The organism is Exiguobacterium sp. s123, from assembly GCF_018617075.1.
In the GTDB taxonomy this organism is placed as follows: domain Bacteria; phylum Bacillota; class Bacilli; order Exiguobacteriales; family Exiguobacteriaceae; genus Exiguobacterium; species Exiguobacterium profundum.
The window spans coordinates 477,273-499,931 of record NZ_JACSJL010000001.1; the positions used below are offsets into that span (position 1 = coordinate 477,273).

Consider the following 22,659-nt stretch of genomic DNA (forward strand, 5'->3'; position numbering starts at 1 on the left):
CTTTTAACGGTTGAAATCATGCTATACTCATCGTATAGAGGAAGGTGAAAAGATGCGTGTAAAATGTTCTCTTTGCGATAAAGTCGAGACGATCGACTCATGGTCGTTTGAAGCAAAACGCTTGCGTAACAAACCGGCGAAAACGTATATGTGTCAAGAGTGTCAGGAGCGAATCAGCGAACGAACGGCTGAACGCGCCGCATCTGGACAGTTCAAGTTATATCCTACATTTCGACAAAAACGAAACTGGTAATGCAAACGGGCGCCTCCGAAGAGACGCCCGTATTTTTTATGATTCTACCGCATCTTGACGACGGTTCCACCAGAGGCGACCACGATAAATGGCTAACACGATTGCCATGACGGCAAGCACTTCCGGGATTGGCCACGTGAAAAAGACGAGTGCCATCGTACCTGCTCCAAGTGAAAGGAGAATATAGACGATGAGCGACTTCCACCATGCCAATTGTTTCGCAAAACCAAGTTTAAAGACAAGGATTGTCAGTAAGATGACCGTGACAACGAGTGCATTGAACCCAACGGAAAAGTCGTTCGGGTCACTGCCGACACCTAGCATCGAAGCGATCCACGGAACGTCAATTTGTGTGATATCGATTGTTTGAGAAGCTTTCAAGACAAAGAGTCCCCCTTTATTTCATACACATCCATTCTACACTATTCCATGCAAAAGGGAACGCCGAAGCGTCCCCTTTCTGCTAACTTATTCTTTACCAAGTTTACGACGCTTGTCTGCTTTCTCACGTTCGTTCTTGTTCAAGATTTTCTTACGGAGACGGATTGACTCCGGCGTGATTTCACAGTACTCATCATCGTTCAAGAACGTGAGCGACTCTTCAAGTGAGAAGACGCGCGGACGTTTCAAGACTTGTGTCGAGTCTTTTGCAGAAGCACGCATGTTCGTCAATTGTTTCCCTTTAACAGCGTTAATGGCAAGGTCAACATCACGGTTACATTCCCCGATGATCATTCCTTCATACACATCTGTACCTGGCTCGATAAAGATTGTCCCACGGTCTTCAAGGGCACCGATTGAGTAGGCCGTCGACTTCCCGTTTTCGATACAAACCATAACACCGCTACGACGACCACCGATATCAGCAGCGATATATGGACGGTACTCTTCGAACGTATGGTTCAAGATTCCGTATCCACGTGTCGCTGACAAGAATTCGTTACGGTAACCGATGAGACCACGTGATGGCACGAGGAATTCCATACGCGTCTGACCGTTGTCATTCGTGTTCATGTTCGCAAGCTCACCTTTACGGAGACCGATCGATTCCATGACTGAACCTGTATATTCTTCAGGTACGTCGATGATGACGCGCTCGAACGGCTCAACTTTTGTGCCGCTTTCATCTTCACGGATGATAACTTGTGGTTTCGACACTTGAAGCTCGTAACCTTCACGACGCATGTTCTCGATCAAGATCCCGAGGTGAAGCTCACCGCGTCCTGATACGATCCATTGGTCTGGCGAATCTGTGTTTTCGACACGGAGTGAAACGTCCGTCTCGAGTTGTTTCATCAAACGTTCTTCGATTTTACGTGCTGTCACGAAATCGCCTTCACGTCCTGCGAACGGAGAGTTGTTTGTCATGAAACGCATTTGAAGCGTTGGCTCATCGATGCGAAGGAGCGGAAGTGGCTCTTCTTTACCGACTGGCGTTACCGTTTCACCGACGTTGATATCTTCCATTCCGGCGATAGCGATCAAGTCCCCTGCTTTTGCTTCTTCGATTTCGACGCGCTTGAGGCCGAAGTAACCGAACAATTTCGTGACACGAAGTTGCTTCACCGTACCGTCTGTCTTACAAAGCGATACTTGCTCACCGACTTTGATTTTCCCACGGAAGACGCGACCTACACCGATACGACCGAGGTAGTTATCATAGTCGAGCATCGTCACTTGGAATTGAAGTGGCTCGTCTGAGTTATCCACTGGAGCCGGCGTGTTTTCAAGAATCGTGTCGAGCACGTGCGTGATTGTATCTTCTTGTTTTTCTGGGTCAGGATCGAACGAACTTGAACCGCTGACTGCTGATGTATAGACGACAGGGAATTCAAGTTGATCTTCATCTGCGCCAAGGTCGATCAAGAGATCAACAACTTCATCGACAACGTCGAGTGGACGAACCATCGGCTTATCGATTTTGTTGACGACGACAATCGGACGAAGTCCTTGGTCGAGAGCTTTTTTCAATACGAAACGAGTTTGCGGCATACAGCCTTCACGCGCATCGACAACAAGAATAACGCCGTCTACCATACGCATGATTCGCTCAACTTCTCCACCGAAGTCTGCGTGACCTGGTGTATCTACGATGTTGATGCGCGTCTCTTTATAATCGATTGCTGTGTTTTTTGCGAGAATCGTGATTCCGCGCTCACGCTCGATATCGTTCGAGTCCATCGCGCGCTCTGCGACTGCTTCGTTCGTCCGGAAAGTACCAGACTGTTTCAATAATTCATCGACTAACGTTGTTTTACCGTGGTCAACGTGCGCGATGATGGCTACGTTACGAAGGTTTGTTCTTACGTTCATGTAGTTATTCCTCTCTTATTTAAAAAATTTCAACTTTTCTTCAACTTTAAGAGTATAGCACACGTCACAGTACCTTTGTCGAGTGGAATCGACTGTGAACGTTTTCATCCCGTGTTTTTTATCATACAATAGGGAGGATAAGAGAAATTAAGGAGGAACCTCCATGCAGCTAATGTTTGTATTGATCGCAACGGCCGTTGTCGCAGGATTCGTCGGCATTGGAATCGGGGTGGCCGAGGGAAGCGCCACCATTATTTTAGGAAGCCTCGTTTTAAGTGGCGTAGCGACATACTTTGGTATTCAATTGCGTCGCCGCATTCTTTCAGACCATCAATCATAAAAAAAGGGTTACTCCGGTATCATGTCGGAGTAACCCTTTTACTTGCGTTTATAGCGGACGAGTCAAGCAGATGCGGTCGCGTAAAACGAGCCCATCTTCTTCGATGTCATCGTACCCGTGATTACGAAAATAATCGCGTTCCACCGAATCGAATCGGAATCCGGCTTGTTGGTAAAAACGCAACTGCATGATGCTTGAATTTCCTGTACAGACGAGTAGTTCTTTCCCACCAATCATCGTGGCCCGCTTCACTGCGTCTTGTAACAAGCGTTGACCAATCGTTTGGTTTTGACGTTCGGGTTTCACTGCGATATTGACGAGTTCAACCCGATCGCCTTCGTGTGAGACGAGCATATACGCACCGACAATCTCACTACCGAGTAACGCTTTGTACGTACGACCTTCCTCGAATTGTTCCCGGACCATCGCTTCATTCGGATTCGCCAAGACGAGTAAGTCGCGGATTTCTTCATACGAATCATGTTCCACGATGTGTAAGTCCGGTTTTGCTTCAGCCGTGACCCCTTTTGCGATGACGTAATGTTTGATGACGTCATTTACAAATGAATCGCTCCCAGCCAGGACAGATGTTTTTCCATCATATCGAATCGGCTCACCATATAAGGAAACGACACGCCCGCCTACCTCTTCAACGAGTAACTTTCCAGCAGCATAATCCCATGGCATATTGCGCATTGTGATGTAGCCGTCCACGCGGCCGGCAGCAAGCCAGGCTAATTCAAGCGATGCAGCACCATGAGCTCGCGTTCCAATCGAGTCTCGTACAATCGGAGCGAGTATTTCCGGGGCAATTTGGTGGTTCGGCGTGACCCACGTCGCATTCATACTTAAAAACGCGTCTCGAACATGATGTTCATGAAGGGTCGTCAATGTCCGACCGTTCAATGTCGCCCCGTATCCTTTCCGCGCCATGAACATCTCATCCGCCATGACGTCATAGACGAATCCATATTCCACGACCCCATCTATCATAATCGCGATGGAAATGGCAAACATACGTTTTTGATGAATAAAATTTAACGTCCCATCAATCGGGTCGACAAACCAGACGGTACCGATCAATTGTTCTGGCTGATCTGTAGTCCCCTCTTCCCCCATAATCTGATGTTCCGGAAATGTTTGTTGGATTCGACGGACAATCAGTTGTTCCACCGCGCGGTCGATTTCAGTGACCAAGTCCCCTTTTCCCGTCTTTCGTTCCACTTCATAACTTTGATCAATCTCACGACGAATCAGTTCTCCCGCTTGTTTGATTAAGTCGACTGCAAACCATTCTATCATCTGTGATCACCTCAACTGTATTGTACCAAACAAAAACCAGTATCCGCTCGGAATACTGGTTGAATGTGTGTGTAATGGTTAGGCTTCGAGACGCAATAATTCTTGGCGGTACTTCTCTAACCGATGCTTGCTAGCCTGAACTGTAGCATCATCTTGTGACGCCATCGCATCGAAGAGGGTTGCCAATTCATAATCAATCTCTAAGCGCAGCACCGGGATCCGTTTTTCTGCGTCTTTTCTTTTGAATGCCTCAATCACTTGTTTCATAAGATGCCACACTCCTTTTGTTGAGCTACAAGTTACGGTTTAGTGAGTTGAATTGAGTATATCAGATAAAATTCGAAAAAGAAAGATAATTGTCTGACTATTTTGAATTTTTTATCTTAATGGATATATTCCCAATTCCGAGGTCCCTAAACCTGATTTGGTGTTAATGAACTGTACCCGATTTAAAGGAGAAATAACAAAAAAGCATGCCTGAATTTGCTCGGGCATGCTCGGTCTTACAGTTTGATCATTTTACTCGAGGACTTCATTGCCGCCTGAACCGTACGATACGTGGAATAACCTGTCTGTTCGTCGTGAACCGCGTTCAGTTGTTTCTCCTCCGACTTAGATGTTACGATCTGCTTGAAGGCACGATAGGAGTCGAGAAAAACCTCTCGTTCCACCCCACCTTCATTGGCTTGTGCGACGACGTTATAAAACTCGACGACTTCAATCAATTCGTCAGTCGTCCAATCCGGATTGATCGGATAGTTGATTTGCATATTGTTTCACCTCGACACCCATTGTAACAACAAAAAAAACTATTGCAAGTTGAGCCAGAAATCTCTATAGTTTTTTTGTTGCTTCTTTTTTAAAAACAACATATATCATAACGATACTATTCATCTTATAAATAAACTGATTCAAGGGGGATTTACGATTGAAATTAAAAGGTGCTACTCAGCTCGAAACGCCACTATTTGACACGTTGCTTGAACATGTCGACTCAAACCCGATTGCGTTCCACATTCCTGGTCATAAAAGCGGAAAAGGGATGGACCCGGAGTTTCGTGACTTTATTGGTGAAAACGCCCTAAAAATTGATTTGATTAACATTGCCCCACTCGATGACCTCCATCATCCAAAAGCGGCAATCGCTGAAGCGGAGCGCTTGGCGGCAGAGGCGTTCCGTGCTGACGAGACCTTTTTCTCCGTTCAAGGGACATCGAGTGCCATCATGGCGATGATCATGGGTGTCGTTGGCCCGAACGAAAAAATCATCGTGCCACGGAACGTCCATAAATCCGTCATGTCCGCGCTCGTCTTAACGGGTGCCCACCCGGTCTTCATCCACCCGGAATTTGACGAAACATACGGCATCGCCCACGGAATTACGGCTAGTGCCGTTGAACGCGCGCTTGAACTTCATCCGGACACGAAAGCCGTACTCGTCATCAACCCGACTTATTTCGGGGTCGCAGGTGATTTAGAGCGTATCGTATCCGTCGCGCATGCACAAGACGTTCCTGTACTTGTCGATGAGGCACACGGCGTTCATCTCCCGTTTCACGATGAACTTCCGCTCTCGGCGATGCAAGCGGGAGCAGATGTGGCGGCGACGAGTGTGCACAAGCTTGGCGGTTCAATGACAGGCAGTTCGATTTTGAACGTACGCCGCGGACTCGTCTCGCCAGAACGAATTCACGCGATGCTCTCTATGATTACAACGACGTCAACATCCTATTTGCTCCTCGCTTCTCTCGACGCGGCACGTCGACAGTTAGCGACAAAGGGTCACATGATGAATGAGCGTGCACTCGAGCTTGCTAGAACGGCCCGTACGGCAATCAATCTCATGCCGAACTTATCGGTATACGGTCATGCCGAGTTGCATTCTGAATCGACTTACGCGCTTGACGAAACGAAAGTACTCGTATCCGTGCGTGAACTTGGGGTAACTGGATTTGAAGTCGAGAAATATCTTCGCGACAAACACCGCATCGAAGTCGAGATGTCCGATTTATTGAATGTGCTCTTCATCGTCACATCAGCGGACGACGAGTCAACGATTCAAGCGTTGATTGAAGCGATGCGAGATGTCGTTTCTGTTTACCAAAAGTCTGGGAACGACTCATTATCCATCATGCTCCCAGAGATTCCACCACTTGCGCTCAGTCCTCGTGATGCGTTTTATGAAGAGACGGAGACGATCCCTCTCGAAAACGCAGTCGGGCGTATTTCAGCGGAATTCATCATGGTGTATCCACCTGGAATTCCAATCATCATTCCAGGTGAATTGATTACGACGTCGACACTCGAATACATTATGGCCAACATTGAAGCGGGTCTTCCCGTACAAGGTCTTGAAGATGAGTCGCTGCAAATGATTAAAGTCATCCAACAAACAAAAGCGATTCGCTAAATAAAAAATGAGCCGGTCATGATGACCGGCTCATTTTTTATGTCATCTCAGAAAAGGTGGCTGTAGATGATCGAATTGCTTCCCCTAGTGCCTATTATAAGAAAACGCTTACATTTTTTCAAGTGTCAATTTCTTCAGATGCTTGTGTTTTTTCGACGAAGCAAAGTCGTAAAAATTCAGCGACGTGCTCTGTGTCGTTCAAGTTGATGCCAAGCATCGGATACAATTGACGCGGCTCTTCTAGCGCATGCAAATCAAGAAGGGCCGATTGACCCGTTTGCATACAGACGACTAACACCTTGCCCATGAATTGCTGTGTATAGACGAAACCAAAATCATAACGGGCGGCTTCTGTTTCAATCCCCGTAAATCGGACCCGACTCGTCTCGGACACGGTATACAATAACTCCTCATCGAATGCCATCAGGATTCCCTCCCTTTTCTCTTCACAAGTATTTTCCTTTATACTACAAGTATGAAACCTAAGGAGAGAATGACAATGAAGATTGATTATGCAACAGAGGTAAACGTAGAAACTCTTGTCCAGTTCATGCACGATTTATGGCCAGACGCCCCCACCGAAGAATTACGAATGGAAGTCAAACTCGGTCTCGCCTCAAAAAAGATGCATTATTTCATCGCATCAAATGAACATGGGAAGGCGGTTGGTTTTTGTCAACTCAGTTTCCGGCATGACTATGTGCCAGGTTCTAGTACGTCCCCGACCGCCTATGTGGAAGGAATCTATGTCAGTGAATCAGAGCGCCACCGAGGTGTCGCCTCTCGTTTGGTCGATACTGCATCAACCTTTGCGGCCCGTCACGGTTGTATCGAACTGGCATCGGATACCGAGCTTGAAAACGAGGACAGTCAATGCTTTCACGAGAAGGTCGGATTCAAGGAAGTCGAGCGTGTCGTCACCTACATTAAAAACCTCTCCCACGAATCGTGAGAGAGGTTTTATTGACGTTCTTATTTTACAACGTGGATTGGCATACCCATTGCGATTTCAGCAGCTTCCATAGCCATCTCACCGAGTGATGGGTGAGCGTGGATTGTAAGTGCGATATCTTCAGCAGTCATACCAGCCTCGATTGCAAGGCCAAGCTCAGCAATCATATCTGAAGCGCCCGTACCCGCGATTTGAGCACCGATCAAGAGACCGTCCTCTTTGCGTGTGATGAGCTTCATGAAGCCGTCTGGCTCGTCAAGTGCAAGTGCACGACCGTTCGCTGCGAATGGGAATTTCGAAACTGTGATTTCGAGTCCTTCTTCTTTTGCGAGTGGCTCTGTATAACCAACCGTTGCGAGTTCAGGATCTGTGAAGACGACTGCAGGGATTGCAGAGTAGTCGAGGTAAGCTGGCTTACCTGCTGCTGCTTCCGCTGCGATTTTCGCTTCGTAAGATGCTTTGTGTGCAAGTGGTGGTCCAGGAACGATATCACCGATTGCATAGATGTTTTCGTTCGATGTTTTACACTGGTCATCGATTTCGATGATTCCACGGTCGCTGATTTTAACGTCCGCGTTCTCAAGACCGATGTCGCCTGTGTTTGGACGACGACCAACTGTGACGAGGACATAGTCCGCTTCAACAGATTGCTCTTCACCGTTTACTTCAAACTTAACAGTTACGCCGTCTTCCGTTTCTTCAACACCTTTAGCAAGTGCATTCGTGTGAATTGTGACGTTCCCTTTTTGCTTGAGTTTCTTCTTAACGATTTGCGTCATTTGTGGTTCGAAACCAGACAAGATGTCGCTAGCGCCCTCTACAACGACAACTTCTGTATCGAAGTTAGCGTATGCAGTACCGAGCTCCATACCGATGTATCCACCGCCGATGACGACGAGTTTCTTCGGTACTTCAGGAAGTGCCAACGCGCCAGTTGAAGAAAGGACGCGTTTAGACCATTTGAACGATGGGATCTCGATTGGTGTAGAACCAGTCGCGACAATCGCTTTTTTAAATTTGTAAGGAGTTGAGCTGTCTTCAGTGATGACACGAACTGTGTCTTCAGACGCGAAGAACGCTTCACCTTGAACGATCTCGATTTTGTTTCCTTTGAGGAGACCTTTAACACCGCCAGTCAATTTGTTAACGACTGACTGTTTCCAATCTTGAACTTTTGTGAAGTCCACTGACACGTTGTCAGACGTGATTCCCATTGAATCATGACCTTTAGCGTGTTGGAAGTTGTGTCCTGCTGTGATCAACGCTTTCGATGGGATACATCCGACGTTCAAGCAGACACCACCGAAGTTGCCTTTCTCAACGATAGTTACTTTCATTCCGAGCTGTGCGCCACGGATTGCGGCAACGTATCCACCAGGACCGGCACCGATGACAAGCAAATCAGTTTCTTGTGCGAATTCTCCTACTACCATGTTCTTATCCCTCCATCATTAGAAGTGCTGGGTCTTCGAGCAAGCGTTTCACCATGTTAAGAGCGTTTTGTGCAGTCGCACCGTCGATGAGGCGGTGGTCAAAGCTGAATGAAAGTGCAAGTACTGGCGCAGCAACGATTTCACCGTTCTTCACGACAGCTTTCTCAGCGATACGGCCGATACCGAGAATCGCAACTTCTGGGTGGTTGATGACAGGTGTGAACCATTGTCCACCAGCTGAACCGATGTTTGTGATTGTGATCGATCCACCTTTCATGTCTTCCCCAGCGAGCTTACCTTCACGAGCTTTACCTGCAAGTTCGTTAATGTTTGTAGCAAGTGCATAGATTGATTTACGGTCTGCATCTTTTACGACTGGTACAACGAGTCCGTTGTCCGTGTCAGCTGCAATCCCGATGTTGTAGTAGTTTTTGTAGACGATTTCTTCGTTCACGTCATCGATTGAAGCGTTGATTGTTGGGAATGCTTTCGCTGCAGCAGTCAATGCTTTCACGACGAATGGCAAGTACGTGAGTTTCACGCCTTGGTCAGCCGCGACTTGTTTGAAATCTTTACGGAGTGCAACGAGTTTTGTAACGTCGACTTCGTCCATGAGTGTAACGTGTGGTGCAGTGTGTTTCGAGTTAACCATAGCTTTCGAGATGGCTTTACGGATTCCACGGATTTTCTCACGTGTTTCAAGTTCAGGAGTCGCTGACTCATAAGGCTTGATTTCCGTTTTCGCAGCTGCTGCTGGTGCTACAGATTCTGTTTTCTCTGTTGTAGCTTCTGCAGACGGTGCTTCGCCGTTCGCGAATGCATCGATGTCTTCTTTCAATACACGGCCGTTGTCGCCAGAACCGTTTACTTCACGGATGTCGACACCTTTTTCACGTGCATATTTACGGACAGATGGCATAGCGATAACACGCTCAGATTTGTGAAGTTGAACGTCGCGTGGCGCGTCTTCTTTCACATCTTCTTTTACGTCTTCTGTCTTCTCTTCTGCTTTCGGTTGTTCAGGTGTTTCTTCTTCACCTGCTGGTGCGTCGCCTTCGATGTCAAACGTAATGAGGACGTCGCCGACTACAGCAACTGTACCTTCAGAAACTTTAACTTCTTTGACTGTACCGTCGACTGGAGCTGGGATTTCAACGACTGCTTTGTCGTTTTGTACTTCTAAAAGAACATCGTCCTCTTTGACCGTATCCCCTGCTTTTACGAACCACTTGACGATTTCACCTTCGTGAATACCTTCACCGATATCTGGTAATTTAAATTCAAATACTGCCACTGGTTTTTCCTCCCATCAATTCATCATGTAAACACGACAAGGGAGACAATTCTCCCTCATCGTTTATTCGACACGATCTTAGAAGTTCACAACTTCCTTAACTTTTGCAACGACATCTTTATGGTCAGGTAACCACATGTCTTCACCTTGTGCGAATGCGAAGACTGTGTCTGGTGCAGTTACTCGAAGAACTGGTGCTTCGAGGTGAAGAATTGCGCGCTCTTGAATTTCAGTTACAACGTTCGCTGCGATACCTGCTTGACGTTGTGCTTCTTGAACGACGATCGCACGACCTGTTTTCTTAACAGACTCTACGATTGTGTCGATATCAAGCGGGCTCACTGTCATGAGGTCGATGACTTCAACGTTGATGTTTTCTTTTTCAAGTTCTTCCGCTGCTTTGAGTGACGTGTGCACCATCGCACCGTAAGTGATGATTGAAACGTCTGTACCTTCACGTTTCACATCCGCTTTACCGAGTTCGATTGTGTACTCACCTTCAGGTACTTCGCCACGGAATGAACGATACAATTTCATGTGCTCGAGGAACACGACTGGGTCGTTATCACGGATAGACGCGATCAACAAACCTTTTGCATCGTACGGAGTCGATGGAATAACGACTTTAAGACCAGGTGTCTGAGCCATCAAACCTTCAAGGCTGTCCGCGTGAAGCTCAGGTGTCTTAACTCCACCACCGAATGGTGAACGGATTGTGATTGGTTGGCTGTAAGCGCCGCCTGAACGGTAACGCATACGTGCCATTTGAGCTGCGATTGAGTCGAAAACTTCGAATACGAATCCGAAGAATTGAACTTCCATGATTGGACGGAATCCAGTAAGACCTAGACCGATCGCAAGACCACCAATCCCTGATTCAGCGAGTGGCGTGTCGAAGACACGGTCTTCGCCGAGCTCGTCTTGGAGACCTTCCGTCGCACGGAATACCCCACCGTTTTTACCAACGTCTTCTCCGAAAAGAAGTACTTTCTCGTCGCGTTTCATTTCAACGCGCATCGCATCAGTAATCGCTTGGATCATTGTCATTTGAGCCATAACTTACTTCGACTCCTTTGCAGTATATTCTTCAAGCTGTTCTTTCAAGTTTGAAGGAAGTTCTTCGAACATGTTGTTGATGAAGTCCGAAACTTTTTGTTTTGGTTCTTTGTCTGCTTGGCTGATTGCTTCTTTCACGTCAGCTTTCGCTTGCTCGATCACTTCGTTCTCCATGTCTTCGTTCCAGAGTTTCTTGTTCTCAAGGAAGAGACGGAAACGTACGAGTGGATCTTTTTCTTGATATTCTGTGTCGAGTTCTTTTGTACGGTAACGTGTTGGGTCATCCCCAGCGAGCGTATGTGGTCCGTAACGGTAAGTGAGTGACTCGATGAGTGTCGGTGTTCCTTCGAGTGCGTCGACGCGAGCTTGTTGAGTCGCTGCGAGCACTGCAAGAACGTCCATTCCATCTACTTGAATTCCGTTGATTCCAGCTGCAACAGCTTTTTGCGCGATCGTTTTAGCTGCAGTTTGCTTTTCAACAGGAGTTGAGATAGCGAAACGGTTGTTTTGAACGACGAAGATTGCTGGTGATTTGAATGCACCTGCAAAGTTCAATCCTTCGTAGAAGTCACCTTGTGATGAGCCACCGTCACCTGTGTAAGTAATGGCGACATTTTTGTTGCCGTTGCGTTTGAGGCCCATTGCCACACCCGCAGTTTGAATGATTTGTGCACCGATGATGATTTGTGGCATCAATACGTTGACACCTTCAGGGATGCGGTTTCCTGCCACGTGTCCACGTGAGAACAAGAACGCTTGATAAAGCGGAAGTCCGTGGAATACGAGTTGCGGGATGTCACGGTATCCTGGAAGAATCCAGTCCTCTTTGTCGAGCGCGTATTGCGTCCCGATCATCGTCGCCTCTTGACCTGCCACTGGCGCGTAGAATCCTAAGCGACCTTGACGGTTAAGTGAGATGGCGCGTTGGTCCCAGATTCGAGTATAGACCATGCGGCGCATGAGCTCCTGAAGTTGCTCGTCCGTTAGGTCAGGCATTGCGTCTTGGTTGACGACCTCACCCTTCTCGTCGAGAATACGGAACGTTTGGAAGTTTTCTTCCACGTTTTGAAGTACCTGAACGTTGTTCATTCGTTTCACCTCATCCTTTCAACTATGAGACAATTGTCTTTTTTGTGATCAAACACTATCTCAAATCTTACGTGTATCTGTCCAAAAAAGCAATCTGTATTAACGTGATTCAGAAAAGTTATCCTCTCCTGACGTTTCCTTGTTAGTATAAAACGGGTTGTTTCAATAACGCAAAAAATATGCTTACCTAAATAAAACGCTTACATTCAAGGGATATGACATCCTTTTCACCACTGTATTATTTTCATTTCACCTTCTGTACCATCCACATTCCTTCCTGTTTAAATATGATATAATCAATCATATAAGTTCGATAGAAAGGAAGTTGTGTATGTTAACCATGAAAGATGTCATCCGCGAAGGAGACGAGCGACTTCGCGCGCGTTCAGCCGAAGTTTCGATTCCGCCAACAACAGAAGATTTGGCGTTACTCGACGAGATGGAGACGTTTCTTGTCAATAGTCAAGACCCAGAGATGAGCGAGAAATACGAGTTACGAGGTGGTGTCGGAATCGCCGCACCTCAACTCGGTGTAAATCGTCGTTTCTTCACAGTATTGCTACAAGAAGAGGAAGAGACGTTTAAGCTCTCCATCTTCAACCCTAAAATTACAAGTCATTCCGTCGAACAGACATTTTTGAATGGCGGCGAAGGCTGTCTATCGGTCGATCGCGTGGTCAAAGGAAATGTACCTCGTTTTCGTCGAATCACGTTAGAAGGGTTCGACCGCGACGGGAAGCCGATTAAGCTTCGTCTGCGCGGAATGCGCGCTGTCGTATGTCAGCACGAGCTCGATCATTTAGACGGGATCATGTTCTATGACCGGATCAATATGTCGAACCCGTTAGAAACATACGGCGAACCGATTTAACATGTTTAGTTCGAGAAAAAGGGCACTGTTGTTACTATTCCCATTTTTATTTCTTTTAATCGGTGGATGTGTGCGAATCAATTATGATGCGACCGTCCACTATGACCAATCTGTTTCGCTTGAAACGACTTACGCGTTCCGTGATCATCCAGTCATGAAATTGCTCAATCTCAGACTCGACTGGGATACTTGGAAAGAGCAGGCGGAAGAAAACGGATATGAAACAGAAGATTATTCAAGTCCTGATGACTACGAAGGCATGGTCTTAAAGAAGACATTTAAAAATGTCGACGAGTTGCAACAGATTAAAGAGGAATGGAAAACGGGACCAGCCGGTATTTTAGTCCCTCCGGATATTCAGTTCGACATCGAGCAACAGGAAGGCATTTGGTTTGATTCATATACACTCCAAACCAATCTCGACCTCCGACTCGATCGGGTCGACTTACCCGGTGTTGAACTAACCGGCTCCCCCAAAAAATTGGCTGAACGATATATCCGCCAAGCCGACATTCGCTTTAACTTGACTGTTCCGACCGGCGTATTCGTTGAGGATGGAACTGGCTTAGACCTCCGTTCTATGAAACATGTCGAGTGGCAAGTCTACGGCGGTCGGCAAAATAACGTGAAGCTAGTTGCCCATGTACCGAACGTCAAAGCTTGGATCGTGACGGGAATCGTTCTGATTGCAGCGGCCGTATTGACTTACTTCATTTGGCGCAAATATCGTCGGAATGTTGGCAACCCAAAAGAGACATCCATTCGTTCACGTCTCCTCGGACTGTTGATCGTCTCACTTTCACTCGCTCTCATCATCGTCACCTTCCGACAAGAGTTGACAAACGAGCGTCAATCCGAGGCGATTCGCCAAGCTACTCAAACGAATGAGTTTATCCCTACGTTTGCAGTTCATGGTTTACTCGGGACAGACCGGACGTTCCTCCGTTTCTCTCAAGCGATGGAACAAAGTGGGCAAGCGACTGACGGAGCACTTTGTACCGTGACTGTCAAAGGCAAGGCCGACTGTGAAATATATGATTTTAGTTCAACTCGCCCGATTGTCCGAATCGAGTTCGAAGATGCAGAGGCTTCTTTGAACAATCAGACAAAGTGGTTGAATACAGCCATTGAAACATATAAAAAAACGAGAAATCGATCATTCGATCGGATGTATATCATTGGCCATAGCATGGGTGGCGTAGCCGCTGCCAACTATATCTTGAATCAAGAGACGTACATCGTCGATAAGTTTGTAACGTTCGATAGCCCGTTCGGCGGGACACGCCTTGCGAACTTCGGATTATCTGCCAGTAACTTCGGCATTAACACCGGAAGCCCTGCCATCCGTGATTTGTCCCCTAACTCAGACGGACTGCAGGCATTCCAGTCTAAGCTTGAGACATGGCCGAGGTCCGTTCAGGTACTCTCCTTCTCTGGACGAGGCGGTGAATTCAATTTGATTGAGCCGGCGAGTTCTCTGTTACTGGAAGAGTATACGAATAACATTCAGACAGAAACGGTACCGTACGACCATTTCTCGCTTCACCGTAAAAGTGACGTCTTGAAAGAGACTGGGAAATTCTTATACGAATACACGAATGAGTTTAATCCAATCGAGACGAACTAACGTCAAAACAGCTATCCCCAAATTTTGAGGATAGCTGTTTTTTTAATACGTCATCGTCCATGTGACTTTTTGGAGCCAATACATCATATACTTTCCGATTGGGAGATCGGTTTGAATCTCATCATACGCTACCGTATACGTGCCATTCTCATTGTTCCATAGACGATTAAAATACTCGTCCACTTCATCAAAGAAGGCTGTATCCACTTCTCCTGTCACTTCGACGTCTGCCTCTAGGTTGTAATCGTTCATGTTCCGGGTCGTATAGTTCCCCGATCCTAAGACAACGGTCTTTTCTTCACCATCCACATACAGGATTTTTGGATGATATTGTTCCTTGGCGACATCATACCAGCGAATCTCGATTTGCTCCGGGTTGACGGTGTTCAGTTCTGCCGTCACCGGTAAGTTCGGTAACCCTGATTTCGATCGACCGAAGGCATTCGTGTTCGGATCGAGGATCAAGTTCACCTTCACCCCGCGCCCGGCGGCATCCTCGATTGCTTGGATAATATTCCGATCTGCCAAATAGAACATTCCGATCCAGATGGTGTCCCCATCGTCCGCCCCATTCATTGCATCGAGCACCGACTCTTGAATCTTCCCTTCCGTGACATAACGAATCTCCATCGGTGCCTCGCTCGGCGCATTTTCAATCTTCGACAACGCTTCATCATCTGGGAAGCGCCGTGCATCCCCTTTAGAGAACGTCGCGACCGCTTGCTCACCTTCAACGATTTCTTTTAAAATCGGTCCTTTTAAATGGACACCGACATTCGAGTGATATCCGCTGGCATCATGTGGATTAGCGGAAAGTACAAAGCCTTCATTCTCGGTGACCATCACTTTTCGATGGTTCGCTTTGATATTGAGCAACCTTAAATATGCACGTACCGTAATGTCCGGTGCCGAAGAGGCCATCGGGTTCGGTAGCCATCCGTCTTGACTATTGCCGAACCACTGAATCGCCATCCGGTAAAACGTGGAGTATAAAATATTCGGGTCACGAAGAGCATCGAGATTTGTGTACACGACTTCTACCCCTGCCTCCTCCAGTACATCGAAGTGGTCAGAAACATGACCGTTATAGCTGGTATTGATGTCATCCGTGATGAAGACGACTTTCAAGTCCGGATATCGTTTCATTTGCTCAAGCAATGCTGAAGATAGGCGCGATGTAATGTCCGGATATTGTCGGTCTTCATTCGAATAAGGATTGAATAAGAAAAAGTCCATGACGATATATTCTTTTGCCTCACGTATCGCTCGTTCAACTTCACTAAATATCTCCTGTTCGACAATCTCTGTATCTTCCCCTTGATAGGTCAAATCATGAAGAAAATCGATTTGGTCATCTGTGATGAGGTACGGTTCAGATTGTCTCGACACGCCTTCCGGTAATGGTTTGACTTGATGATAAACGAGCGTGATGAGAAAAATGACCGCAATGATTGCGGCTCCCCATTTCAGCCACCCTTTCTTCCCCTTTTTCTTCGCCATAAGCTCCCCCTCCTCTTTTGCGGTGAAAAAAACGAGCTGTAGTCTCCTACAGCCCGTCAAATCATACTTCCATAATAATCGGCAGGACCATTGGGTGTCTCCGCGTCTTTTGTGCCAAGTAAGGTGTGAGGGTGTCTGAGACGAGTTGCTTCATCTCCGACCACTTCATCTGCTTATTGGACAATCCTTGTTCGACGGTTTTCTTCAACAATCGTTCGCCATCACGAATCAGACTACCTGATTCACGCATGTAGACGAATCCACGTGAGATGATATCTGGTCCTGAGACGAGTTTGCGCGTCTTGCCATCGATGCTGATGACGACAACAACAAGTCCATCTTCAGACAGAATGCGGCGATCCCTTAATACGATATTCCCAATATCACCAATTCCATTCCCATCAATATACACAGCGTTCGCAGAAATTTTACCAGTGACCGCAGCCGACTCCGAGTCGACAGCAAGCACTTCGCCATTATCCATAACGAAACTGTTCTCTTTCGGGATTCCAACCGATTCAGCAAGCTCAGCATGCTTTTTCAACATACGGTACTCGCCGTGAATCGGCATGAAGAATTTCGGATTCAGAAGACGAATCATCAACAACTGTTCTTGTTGCGAACCGTGACCTGACGTATGAATGTTCGTCAACTTACCGTAGACAACATCCGCTCCCGCTTTATACAACTGGTCAATCGTCTTCCCGACCGAGATGGCGTTACCTGGGATTGGAGAAGAAGAGAAGATGACCGTATCCCCAGGAATGATCGACACTTGACGGTGCGTCCCATTTGCAATACGGCTGAGCGCTGCCATCGGTTCCCCTTGCGATCCGGTACAAAGAATCGCGATTTCATTCGGGTCGTAGTGACGCATCTGATTCGCCTCAATAATCATACCCTTTGGCACGTTGATGAAACCGAGTTCTTGTCCGATCGTCATGACTTTCTCCATCGAACGACCGAAAATCATGAGATGACGACCTGTCTCGGCACACGCATCGACCACTTGTTGCAAGCGATAGATGTTCGATGCGAACGTCGCAAAGATGATTCGACCGTCCGCTTTCCGGAACGTCTCACTAATCGTCCCACCGACCACGCTCTCACTCATCGTGAAGCCTTCCACTTCTGCATTTGTTGAATCGGACAAGAGACAAAGTACGCCTTCTTTTCCGATTTCCGCCATCTTGGCAAGGTCTGCCGGCTCGCCTACCGGAGTGAAGTCGAACTTGAAGTCACCCGTATGGACGATGTTCCCTTGTGGCGTCTTGACGACGACACCGAGTGAGTTCGGAATCGAGTGCGTCGTGCGGAAGAACGAGATGCTCGTCTTACGGAACTTGATGAGTGAATCCTCATCAATCTCATGGAGCTCCGCCTCACGAAGCAACCCATGCTCCTCAAGTTTAACTTTGATCAATCCGAGCGCGAGTTTCGTCGCATAAATCGGCAATTGTACTTGCTTCAATAAGAATGGAATTCCCCCGATATGGTCTTCGTGACCGTGAGTGATGAATACCCCTTTTACTTTGTCCTTGTTTTTAATCAAGTACGAGTAATCAGGAATCACATAGTCGATTCCAAGCAAGTCATCCTCTGGGAACATGATTCCCGCATCGATGACGATGATTTCATCTTGGAATTGAACAACATATGTGTTCTTCCCGATTTCTCCGAGTCCGCCCAATGCGAACACGGCTGTTTGGTGGTTCTTAACAAACTTCATTTAATCTCTCCTTACTTCAATTATTAATACATCTATGTGAAACATAAGTGATTCTCGAATATGCCCGTAAGATTCTTTTTTCATTATAGCTCATATCATGACAATATTTCACTAACGATGTGATATTCGTGGTAGTTTCCCTATTTCGTGTTATCCTTTTAGTGGGTTCAGAAAACATATTTTTTAGATAAAGAGAAAGAATGGTGAATCAAATGGAAGATCAAAAGGTTGTTTTCTTCGACATTGACGGCACGCTTTTACATGAAGGTAGTTATATCCCGCCTTCCACGATTTCAGCGATTCAAGCACTTCAGGCAAACGGCGTCGAGACGTTCATCGCGACGGGACGAGGACCGGCCATGCTATCCGACATCCCAGAACGTGTCGGGATTGATAGTCTCGTTTGTTACAACGGTCAGATTGTCGTGCACAAAGGTGAAATCGTCTATCGTAACACGCTCTCGAAAGATGCACTCGGTCGCTTGACGACGCACGCTTCTTCAAATGACCATACTCTCGTCTATTTGGGACAGGACCGTGGTGGTGCTTCAAAACCGAACGACGCCATCGTTGAACAATCGCTCGGCGAACTCGACATGCCGATCCCTTCATTCGAACCGAACTTCCACGCAGAAGAGGATGTGTATCAGACATTACTGTACTGCACGCCTGAAGACGAGCATCGTTATATCAATGCTTATCGTGAGTTCGATTTTATCCGTTGGCATCCTCATGCGATGGACGTGATCAATAAGGGAGCCAGTAAAGCAGACGGCATCCGTCACTTTATTGAGACCAACGGCTACCGTCTGGAGAATACGTATGCTTTCGGAGATGCATTGAACGACTTGGCCATGCTTCAGTATGTAGGGACAGGAATCGCCATGGGCAATGGTCGCACTGAAGCGAAAGACGTGGCGGATTTCGTCACGAAATCCATCCTTGAAGATGGAATCGAGTACGGCCTAAAGGCGATGAAGCTCATCTAAAAAAGACCCTTGGAGTCAAACCGTCGAGTTGGATCAATCGATTCAACGATCGCGGCATCGCTCCAAAGGTCTTTTCTTTTATCTCGAACGAAGTGTGCGCTCTAGTCGATCCAAATCGGTATCCTTCCCGATGATGATCAAAATATCTTCCGATAAAATCATCTCATCCGCTTGAGGAGAAATCAGGACATCGTCATCGCGACGAATCGCGACGATGTTCACCCCGTACTTCGCTCGCAAGTCCAAATCGATGAGGGATTTGTTCGATAACTTGTCCGATGCTTTAATTTCGACAATCGAATGTTCATTCGATAATTCGAGGTAGTCGAGGATACTCTGGCTCATCAACCCATTGGCAATTCGTACGCCCATATCTCGCTCAGGGTGGACGATGTTATCCGCCCCGATTCGACGGAGTACTTTTTCATGGTAATCGTTCGTCGCCTTGACCGTGATGATTTGGACACCGAGTTCCTTTAAAATCAACGTCGTCAAAATGGAAGCTTGAATATTCTCCCCGATGGCGACGATCACATGTTCAAAGTTACGAATCCCTAAACTCTTTAACACATTCTCATCTGTTGTATCGGCAATCACGGCATGGGTTGCCAATCCCATAAACTCATTGACACGTTCCTCATCTGAATCGATGGCGAGGACGTCATATCCATTTGAAGACAATTCTCGGACGATCGACCCTCCAAATCGTCCTAACCCGATGACTGCAAATTCACCTGTCATGATGCTACATCCCTTTCCTACACATGTTCTCTTCTTGATTCTTCGTTCAGTGTAACTGATTCCACTTCAAAACTCTATATAAAAAACAAAACGGGATTCCCTTCAAATAAAGGAAATCCCGTTCTTGCCATTATGCTTTTCCACTCGAGCGTTTCCCTCGTACGTAGTCGTTGTCGAACAAGAACAAACGGAGCAAGAGATAGAGCGCCGGAACGAGTAGGAGCAACCCTAAGATGAATACGATGACAAGTGCCACCGCCATCGACTCGTTGACGACACTTCCATTAATATCGATATACGGATACAGGATGTATGGCAAGTGAGAGTATCCGTAGCCGAACCATGCCATGAAGAACTGACCCATGACCATCAAGAAGGCAATCCCGTAATTTCGTTTCATATAAACGAAGGAGACGGCGATGACGAAGAACAAGAAGCTCATCGCAAACCACCACCAGTTCCCTCCTAGGATGCTTTCGTAATGCCACGCAGCTTGCGACTTCAACCCGAAGAAGACGAGACCCGATGCGATAATCGTCGGGACGCTCCAAAATAGAGCCCATTTTCGAACAAGTTCGACGGCATTTTGGTCACGTGCCTTGTCCGCATAGAACAAGAGGAACATGGCACTAATATAGAGGACAGAGACAATCGCCAAGATGACGACCGTCCACGAGTAGAAGTTGGTGAACAACTTCGCCCCGTCAAAGAAGACGCCGTTCTCTGTCTCTGTGATGAAACCACCTTGGCTGACAGTTAAGACCGTCGACATCGAAGCTGGGATGAGTAATCCCGTCGCCCCATAGAGGAACATATAGAGCGTGCTCTCCTTTGACCCATAGTTAGCGAACGCATAGAAGCTACCACGAATCGCAAGCAAGATTAACACGACAGACGCTGGAACGAGCAAGGCCGTACCATAGTAATAAGCAGTGTCCGGAAAGAATCCGACAATCCCGACAAAGAAGAACACGAAGAATACGTTCGTGACTTCCCATGTCGGTGACAAATACCGTTTGACGAGACGGTTCACTAAGTGATCACGTTTCGTATAGCGGCTATAGAAAGCGAAGAAGCCTGCACCGAAGTCAATCGATGCGACGATGAGGTAGCCGTATAGAAACGTCCATAAGACGGCAATCCCTAATTCTTGAATTTGCATGTCATATCCTCCGATCACACTTCATCCGCAAACATCGCTTCACCACGATGCTCGGATTGTTTTAGTTCTTTTCCTACCGGATTCTCTTTGAACAGGCGTGATAGGACAACCACAGTCACTGTTCCGAGTACCGCGTAGAGGATCGCGAAAGCGACAAGCATCCAACCGACGTTCGCTGATGTCGTAGCTGCCTCACTCGTACGCATCAACTCATATAACGCCCAAGGTTGACGACCAAACTCAGCGAAGAACCAACCAAACTCAATCGCCGCCATGGCAAGAGGTCCACCGGCTGCAATCGCAAAGAGCATCGGCTTGCTGAACTGGTTCAAACGTTTAATATATCGTCCGAGTACGAACAGGAAGGAGATGAGCGCGAGAAGCATCCCAATTCCGACCATCGCATCAAATAGATAGTGAACGAAGAGCGGCGGTTGATCTTCTTTCGCAAATTCATTGAGACCCGTCACTTCATAGTTCGGGACACCACCTGCAAGAATAGAGAGGGCGTAAGGAATCTTCAAGGCGCCTCGAACTTCATAGCCACCTTGCCCATCATCTTCTAACCATCCGCCCAAAATCAATTCGGCCTCGGAGGAGGTTTCGAAATGCCATTCTGCAGCTGCTAATTTATCTGGTTGATACTGAGCCAAATATTTACCTGAGAAGTCACCGACAAGCGCTGTCGCGATCGCAAAGATCAAAGCGACCGTCATCGTCAGACGAAGACCTTTCTTATGATACTCGATTGACATCTTGTCGAGTTGATTTCGGCGTTGACGTAACAACTGAACGGCTGCGATCGCAGCTAGAATGAACGCGGATGTTAAAATAGCCGAAGTCAACACGTGTGCCATTTTCGTCGGCATGGCCGGACTGAACATCGCTTCGAGCGGGCTGACATTTGCCAATCGACCATCGACAATATCAAACCCTACAGGCTGGTTCATAAAACTGTTTACCGTTGTGATAAAGAACCCTGAGAACAATGCACCGACGGCAACCGGAATCCCGAGGAGCATGTGGTGCCACGGATTTTTAAATCGATCCCACGTGTACAAGTAAATACCAAGGAAAATCGCTTCAAAGAAGAAGGCGAACGTTTCCATGAAAAGCGGGAGCGCAATCGTTTGACCCGCAACGCGCATCAAGTTTGGCCATAGGAGTGAAAGCTGCAGACCGATGGCCGTACCCGTCACAACCCCAACCGCTACCGTCACGACATAGCCGCGCGACCAGCGTCGAGCCATGAGCGTGTATTTCGGGTCTTTTTTACGAATTCCTAAAAATTCTGCCAATAAAATTAAAAGTGGAACCCCGACGCCGAGTGTGGCAAAAATCACATGAAAACCTAATGTGAGTGCCGTCAATGCTCGACTCATCAGGACAGGATCTTGAAACATCTATTGATTACCTCCTATCTCTCTCTATCGCTTCGAACCCATGTATGAAACGACAATCACAGATGAATACCCTTCGATACTTACATCATAATGATTTTATATTGCGCTGTAATGTCTCAATGCTCGAGTTCGCAAAATGTTCACATTTGAGCAATCGCCACAAAATCGTCGCTTTACATGAATAAATGTTTCCCT

Annotated in this window: 22 protein-coding genes; 7 read left to right on the forward strand and 15 right to left on the reverse strand. The window is 47.1% G+C overall.

Annotation, left to right across the window (positions count from 1 at the left end; genetic code table 11):
* The first annotated feature begins 52 nt into the window (after nt 1-52).
* Nucleotides 53-253, forward strand: coding sequence for a YlaI family protein (locus tag KNO72_RS02485; RefSeq protein ID WP_015881271.1), 201 nt, complete (start codon nt 53-55; stop codon nt 251-253).
* A gap of 36 nt (nt 254-289) precedes the next feature.
* On the opposite strand, the gene KNO72_RS02490 is transcribed toward KNO72_RS02485, so the two are convergent.
* Together KNO72_RS02490 and typA are read right to left on the reverse strand one after the other, a co-directional pair.
* Nucleotides 290-634: a YlaH-like family protein gene (locus KNO72_RS02490; RefSeq protein WP_015881270.1), complete on the reverse strand. Its 345-nt coding sequence runs from the start codon at nt 632-634 to the stop codon at nt 290-292.
* 87 nt (nt 635-721) lie between these two features.
* Nucleotides 722-2,566, reverse strand: coding sequence for a translational GTPase TypA (gene typA / locus KNO72_RS02495; RefSeq protein ID WP_015881269.1), 1,845 nt, complete (start codon nt 2,564-2,566; stop codon nt 722-724).
* A 163-nt stretch (nt 2,567-2,729) separates the two neighbouring features.
* On the opposite strand from typA, the gene KNO72_RS02500 reads away from it, so the two are divergent.
* Nucleotides 2,730-2,906, forward strand: coding sequence for a DUF5325 family protein (locus tag KNO72_RS02500; RefSeq protein ID WP_214757150.1), 177 nt, complete (start codon nt 2,730-2,732; stop codon nt 2,904-2,906).
* A gap of 48 nt (nt 2,907-2,954) precedes the next feature.
* On the opposite strand, the gene KNO72_RS02505 is transcribed toward KNO72_RS02500, so the two are convergent.
* The 3 genes from KNO72_RS02505 to KNO72_RS02515 all read right to left on the reverse strand — a co-directional run bounded on the left by KNO72_RS02505 (nt 2,955) and on the right by KNO72_RS02515 (nt 4,978).
* Nucleotides 2,955-4,208 (reverse strand): inositol monophosphatase family protein, encoded by a 1,254-nt coding sequence (locus KNO72_RS02505; protein WP_214757151.1) that lies wholly within the window; start codon nt 4,206-4,208, stop codon nt 2,955-2,957.
* Between the two features lie 78 nt (nt 4,209-4,286).
* On the reverse strand, nt 4,287-4,475 hold the full coding sequence (locus KNO72_RS02510) for a hypothetical protein (protein WP_015881266.1): 189 nt from the start codon (nt 4,473-4,475) through the stop codon (nt 4,287-4,289).
* A gap of 236 nt (nt 4,476-4,711) precedes the next feature.
* Nucleotides 4,712-4,978, reverse strand: a complete 267-nt coding sequence (locus tag KNO72_RS02515; protein WP_031421520.1) for a UPF0223 family protein — start codon at nt 4,976-4,978, stop codon at nt 4,712-4,714.
* A gap of 158 nt (nt 4,979-5,136) precedes the next feature.
* Here KNO72_RS02515 and KNO72_RS02520 point away from each other — a divergent pair, with 158 nt between their 5' ends.
* Nucleotides 5,137-6,618, forward strand: a complete 1,482-nt coding sequence (locus KNO72_RS02520; protein ID WP_078146629.1) for an aminotransferase class I/II-fold pyridoxal phosphate-dependent enzyme — start codon at nt 5,137-5,139, stop codon at nt 6,616-6,618.
* 118 nt (nt 6,619-6,736) lie between these two features.
* Here KNO72_RS02520 and KNO72_RS02525 read toward each other — a convergent pair whose 3' ends face one another.
* Nucleotides 6,737-7,042, reverse strand: coding sequence for a DUF3055 domain-containing protein (locus tag KNO72_RS02525; protein WP_078146628.1), 306 nt, complete (start codon nt 7,040-7,042; stop codon nt 6,737-6,739).
* Nucleotides 7,043-7,117: 75 nt separating this feature from the next.
* Here KNO72_RS02525 and aac(6') point away from each other — a divergent pair, with 75 nt between their 5' ends.
* Nucleotides 7,118-7,570 (forward strand): aminoglycoside 6'-N-acetyltransferase, encoded by a 453-nt coding sequence (gene aac(6'), locus KNO72_RS02530; protein ID WP_078146627.1) that lies wholly within the window; start codon nt 7,118-7,120, stop codon nt 7,568-7,570.
* 20 nt (nt 7,571-7,590) lie between these two features.
* Here aac(6') and lpdA read toward each other — a convergent pair whose 3' ends face one another.
* The 4 genes from lpdA to pdhA form a co-directional block, all read right to left on the reverse strand.
* On the reverse strand, nt 7,591-9,003 hold the full coding sequence (gene lpdA, locus KNO72_RS02535) for a dihydrolipoyl dehydrogenase (protein ID WP_015881261.1): 1,413 nt from the start codon (nt 9,001-9,003) through the stop codon (nt 7,591-7,593).
* Nucleotides 9,004-9,007: 4 nt separating this feature from the next.
* Complete coding sequence (locus KNO72_RS02540; protein ID WP_015881260.1) at nt 9,008-10,297, reverse strand: dihydrolipoamide acetyltransferase family protein; 1,290 nt, start codon at nt 10,295-10,297, stop codon at nt 9,008-9,010.
* A gap of 78 nt (nt 10,298-10,375) precedes the next feature.
* On the reverse strand, nt 10,376-11,353 hold the full coding sequence (locus KNO72_RS02545) for an alpha-ketoacid dehydrogenase subunit beta (RefSeq protein ID WP_015881259.1): 978 nt from the start codon (nt 11,351-11,353) through the stop codon (nt 10,376-10,378).
* Nucleotides 11,354-11,356: 3 nt separating this feature from the next.
* On the reverse strand, nt 11,357-12,442 hold the full coding sequence (pdhA, locus tag KNO72_RS02550) for a pyruvate dehydrogenase (acetyl-transferring) E1 component subunit alpha (protein WP_015881258.1): 1,086 nt from the start codon (nt 12,440-12,442) through the stop codon (nt 11,357-11,359).
* Nucleotides 12,443-12,773: 331 nt separating this feature from the next.
* On the opposite strand from pdhA, the gene def reads away from it, so the two are divergent.
* Both def and KNO72_RS02560 read left to right on the forward strand, forming a co-directional pair.
* Entirely contained in the window at nt 12,774-13,313 is a 540-nt protein-coding gene (gene def, locus KNO72_RS02555; RefSeq protein ID WP_196430483.1) for a peptide deformylase, read from the forward strand.
* 1 nt (nt 13,314) lies between these two features.
* A complete protein-coding gene (locus tag KNO72_RS02560; protein WP_214684556.1) occupies nt 13,315-14,940 on the forward strand; it encodes an alpha/beta hydrolase in 1,626 nt (541 codons plus the stop codon).
* Between the two features lie 42 nt (nt 14,941-14,982).
* Here KNO72_RS02560 and KNO72_RS02565 read toward each other — a convergent pair whose 3' ends face one another.
* Both KNO72_RS02565 and rnjA read right to left on the reverse strand, forming a co-directional pair.
* Nucleotides 14,983-16,440 (reverse strand): phospholipase D family protein, encoded by a 1,458-nt coding sequence (locus KNO72_RS02565; RefSeq protein WP_214684558.1) that lies wholly within the window; start codon nt 16,438-16,440, stop codon nt 14,983-14,985.
* A gap of 61 nt (nt 16,441-16,501) precedes the next feature.
* Nucleotides 16,502-18,169, reverse strand: a complete 1,668-nt coding sequence (gene rnjA, locus KNO72_RS02570; RefSeq protein WP_015881254.1) for a ribonuclease J1 — start codon at nt 18,167-18,169, stop codon at nt 16,502-16,504.
* 200 nt (nt 18,170-18,369) lie between these two features.
* Here rnjA and KNO72_RS02575 point away from each other — a divergent pair, with 200 nt between their 5' ends.
* Nucleotides 18,370-19,158, forward strand: a complete 789-nt coding sequence (locus tag KNO72_RS02575; RefSeq protein ID WP_205728289.1) for a Cof-type HAD-IIB family hydrolase — start codon at nt 18,370-18,372, stop codon at nt 19,156-19,158.
* 78 nt (nt 19,159-19,236) lie between these two features.
* On the opposite strand, the gene KNO72_RS02580 is transcribed toward KNO72_RS02575, so the two are convergent.
* From KNO72_RS02580 to KNO72_RS02590, 3 genes are all read right to left on the reverse strand, one after another.
* The gene (locus KNO72_RS02580) at nt 19,237-19,899 is read right to left on the reverse strand and encodes a potassium channel family protein (RefSeq protein ID WP_015881252.1); all 663 of its coding nucleotides are present in this window, start codon (nt 19,897-19,899) and stop codon (nt 19,237-19,239) included.
* A gap of 130 nt (nt 19,900-20,029) precedes the next feature.
* Nucleotides 20,030-21,061 (reverse strand): cytochrome d ubiquinol oxidase subunit II, encoded by a 1,032-nt coding sequence (locus KNO72_RS02585; protein ID WP_015881251.1) that lies wholly within the window; start codon nt 21,059-21,061, stop codon nt 20,030-20,032.
* 14 nt (nt 21,062-21,075) lie between these two features.
* Nucleotides 21,076-22,464, reverse strand: a complete 1,389-nt coding sequence (locus tag KNO72_RS02590) for a cytochrome ubiquinol oxidase subunit I (protein WP_074037383.1) — start codon at nt 22,462-22,464, stop codon at nt 21,076-21,078.
* Nucleotides 22,465-22,659 lie beyond the last annotated feature (195 nt).

Excerpts from the sequence above, each read along its gene's own strand:
- KNO72_RS02560 (WP_214684556.1), top strand. The coding sequence starts at position 13,315 with ATGTTTAGTTCGAGAAAAAGGGCACTGTTGTTACTATTCCCATTTTTA.
- KNO72_RS02500 (WP_214757150.1), top strand. The coding sequence starts at position 2,730 with ATGCAGCTAATGTTTGTATTGATCGCAACGGCCGTTGTCGCAGGATTC.
- KNO72_RS02565 (WP_214684558.1), bottom strand. The coding sequence starts at position 16,440 with ATGGCGAAGAAAAAGGGGAAGAAAGGGTGGCTGAAATGGGGAGCCGCA.
- typA (WP_015881269.1), bottom strand. The coding sequence starts at position 2,566 with ATGAACGTAAGAACAAACCTTCGTAACGTAGCCATCATCGCGCACGTT.
- KNO72_RS02485 (WP_015881271.1), top strand. The coding sequence starts at position 53 with ATGCGTGTAAAATGTTCTCTTTGCGATAAAGTCGAGACGATCGACTCA.
- KNO72_RS02525 (WP_078146628.1), bottom strand. The coding sequence starts at position 7,042 with ATGGCATTCGATGAGGAGTTATTGTATACCGTGTCCGAGACGAGTCGG.
- rnjA (WP_015881254.1), bottom strand. The coding sequence starts at position 18,169 with ATGAAGTTTGTTAAGAACCACCAAACAGCCGTGTTCGCATTGGGCGGA.
- KNO72_RS02590 (WP_074037383.1), bottom strand. The coding sequence starts at position 22,464 with ATGTTTCAAGATCCTGTCCTGATGAGTCGAGCATTGACGGCACTCACA.
- KNO72_RS02515 (WP_031421520.1), bottom strand. The coding sequence starts at position 4,978 with ATGCAAATCAACTATCCGATCAATCCGGATTGGACGACTGACGAATTG.
- lpdA (WP_015881261.1), bottom strand. The coding sequence starts at position 9,003 with ATGGTAGTAGGAGAATTCGCACAAGAAACTGATTTGCTTGTCATCGGT.
- KNO72_RS02510 (WP_015881266.1), bottom strand. The coding sequence starts at position 4,475 with ATGAAACAAGTGATTGAGGCATTCAAAAGAAAAGACGCAGAAAAACGG.
- KNO72_RS02580 (WP_015881252.1), bottom strand. The coding sequence starts at position 19,899 with ATGACAGGTGAATTTGCAGTCATCGGGTTAGGACGATTTGGAGGGTCG.
- pdhA (WP_015881258.1), bottom strand. The coding sequence starts at position 12,442 with ATGAACAACGTTCAGGTACTTCAAAACGTGGAAGAAAACTTCCAAACG.
- KNO72_RS02505 (WP_214757151.1), bottom strand. The coding sequence starts at position 4,208 with ATGATAGAATGGTTTGCAGTCGACTTAATCAAACAAGCGGGAGAACTG.
- KNO72_RS02545 (WP_015881259.1), bottom strand. The coding sequence starts at position 11,353 with ATGGCTCAAATGACAATGATCCAAGCGATTACTGATGCGATGCGCGTT.
- KNO72_RS02575 (WP_205728289.1), top strand. The coding sequence starts at position 18,370 with ATGGTGAATCAAATGGAAGATCAAAAGGTTGTTTTCTTCGACATTGAC.
- KNO72_RS02585 (WP_015881251.1), bottom strand. The coding sequence starts at position 21,061 with ATGCAAATTCAAGAATTAGGGATTGCCGTCTTATGGACGTTTCTATAC.
- def (WP_196430483.1), top strand. The coding sequence starts at position 12,774 with ATGTTAACCATGAAAGATGTCATCCGCGAAGGAGACGAGCGACTTCGC.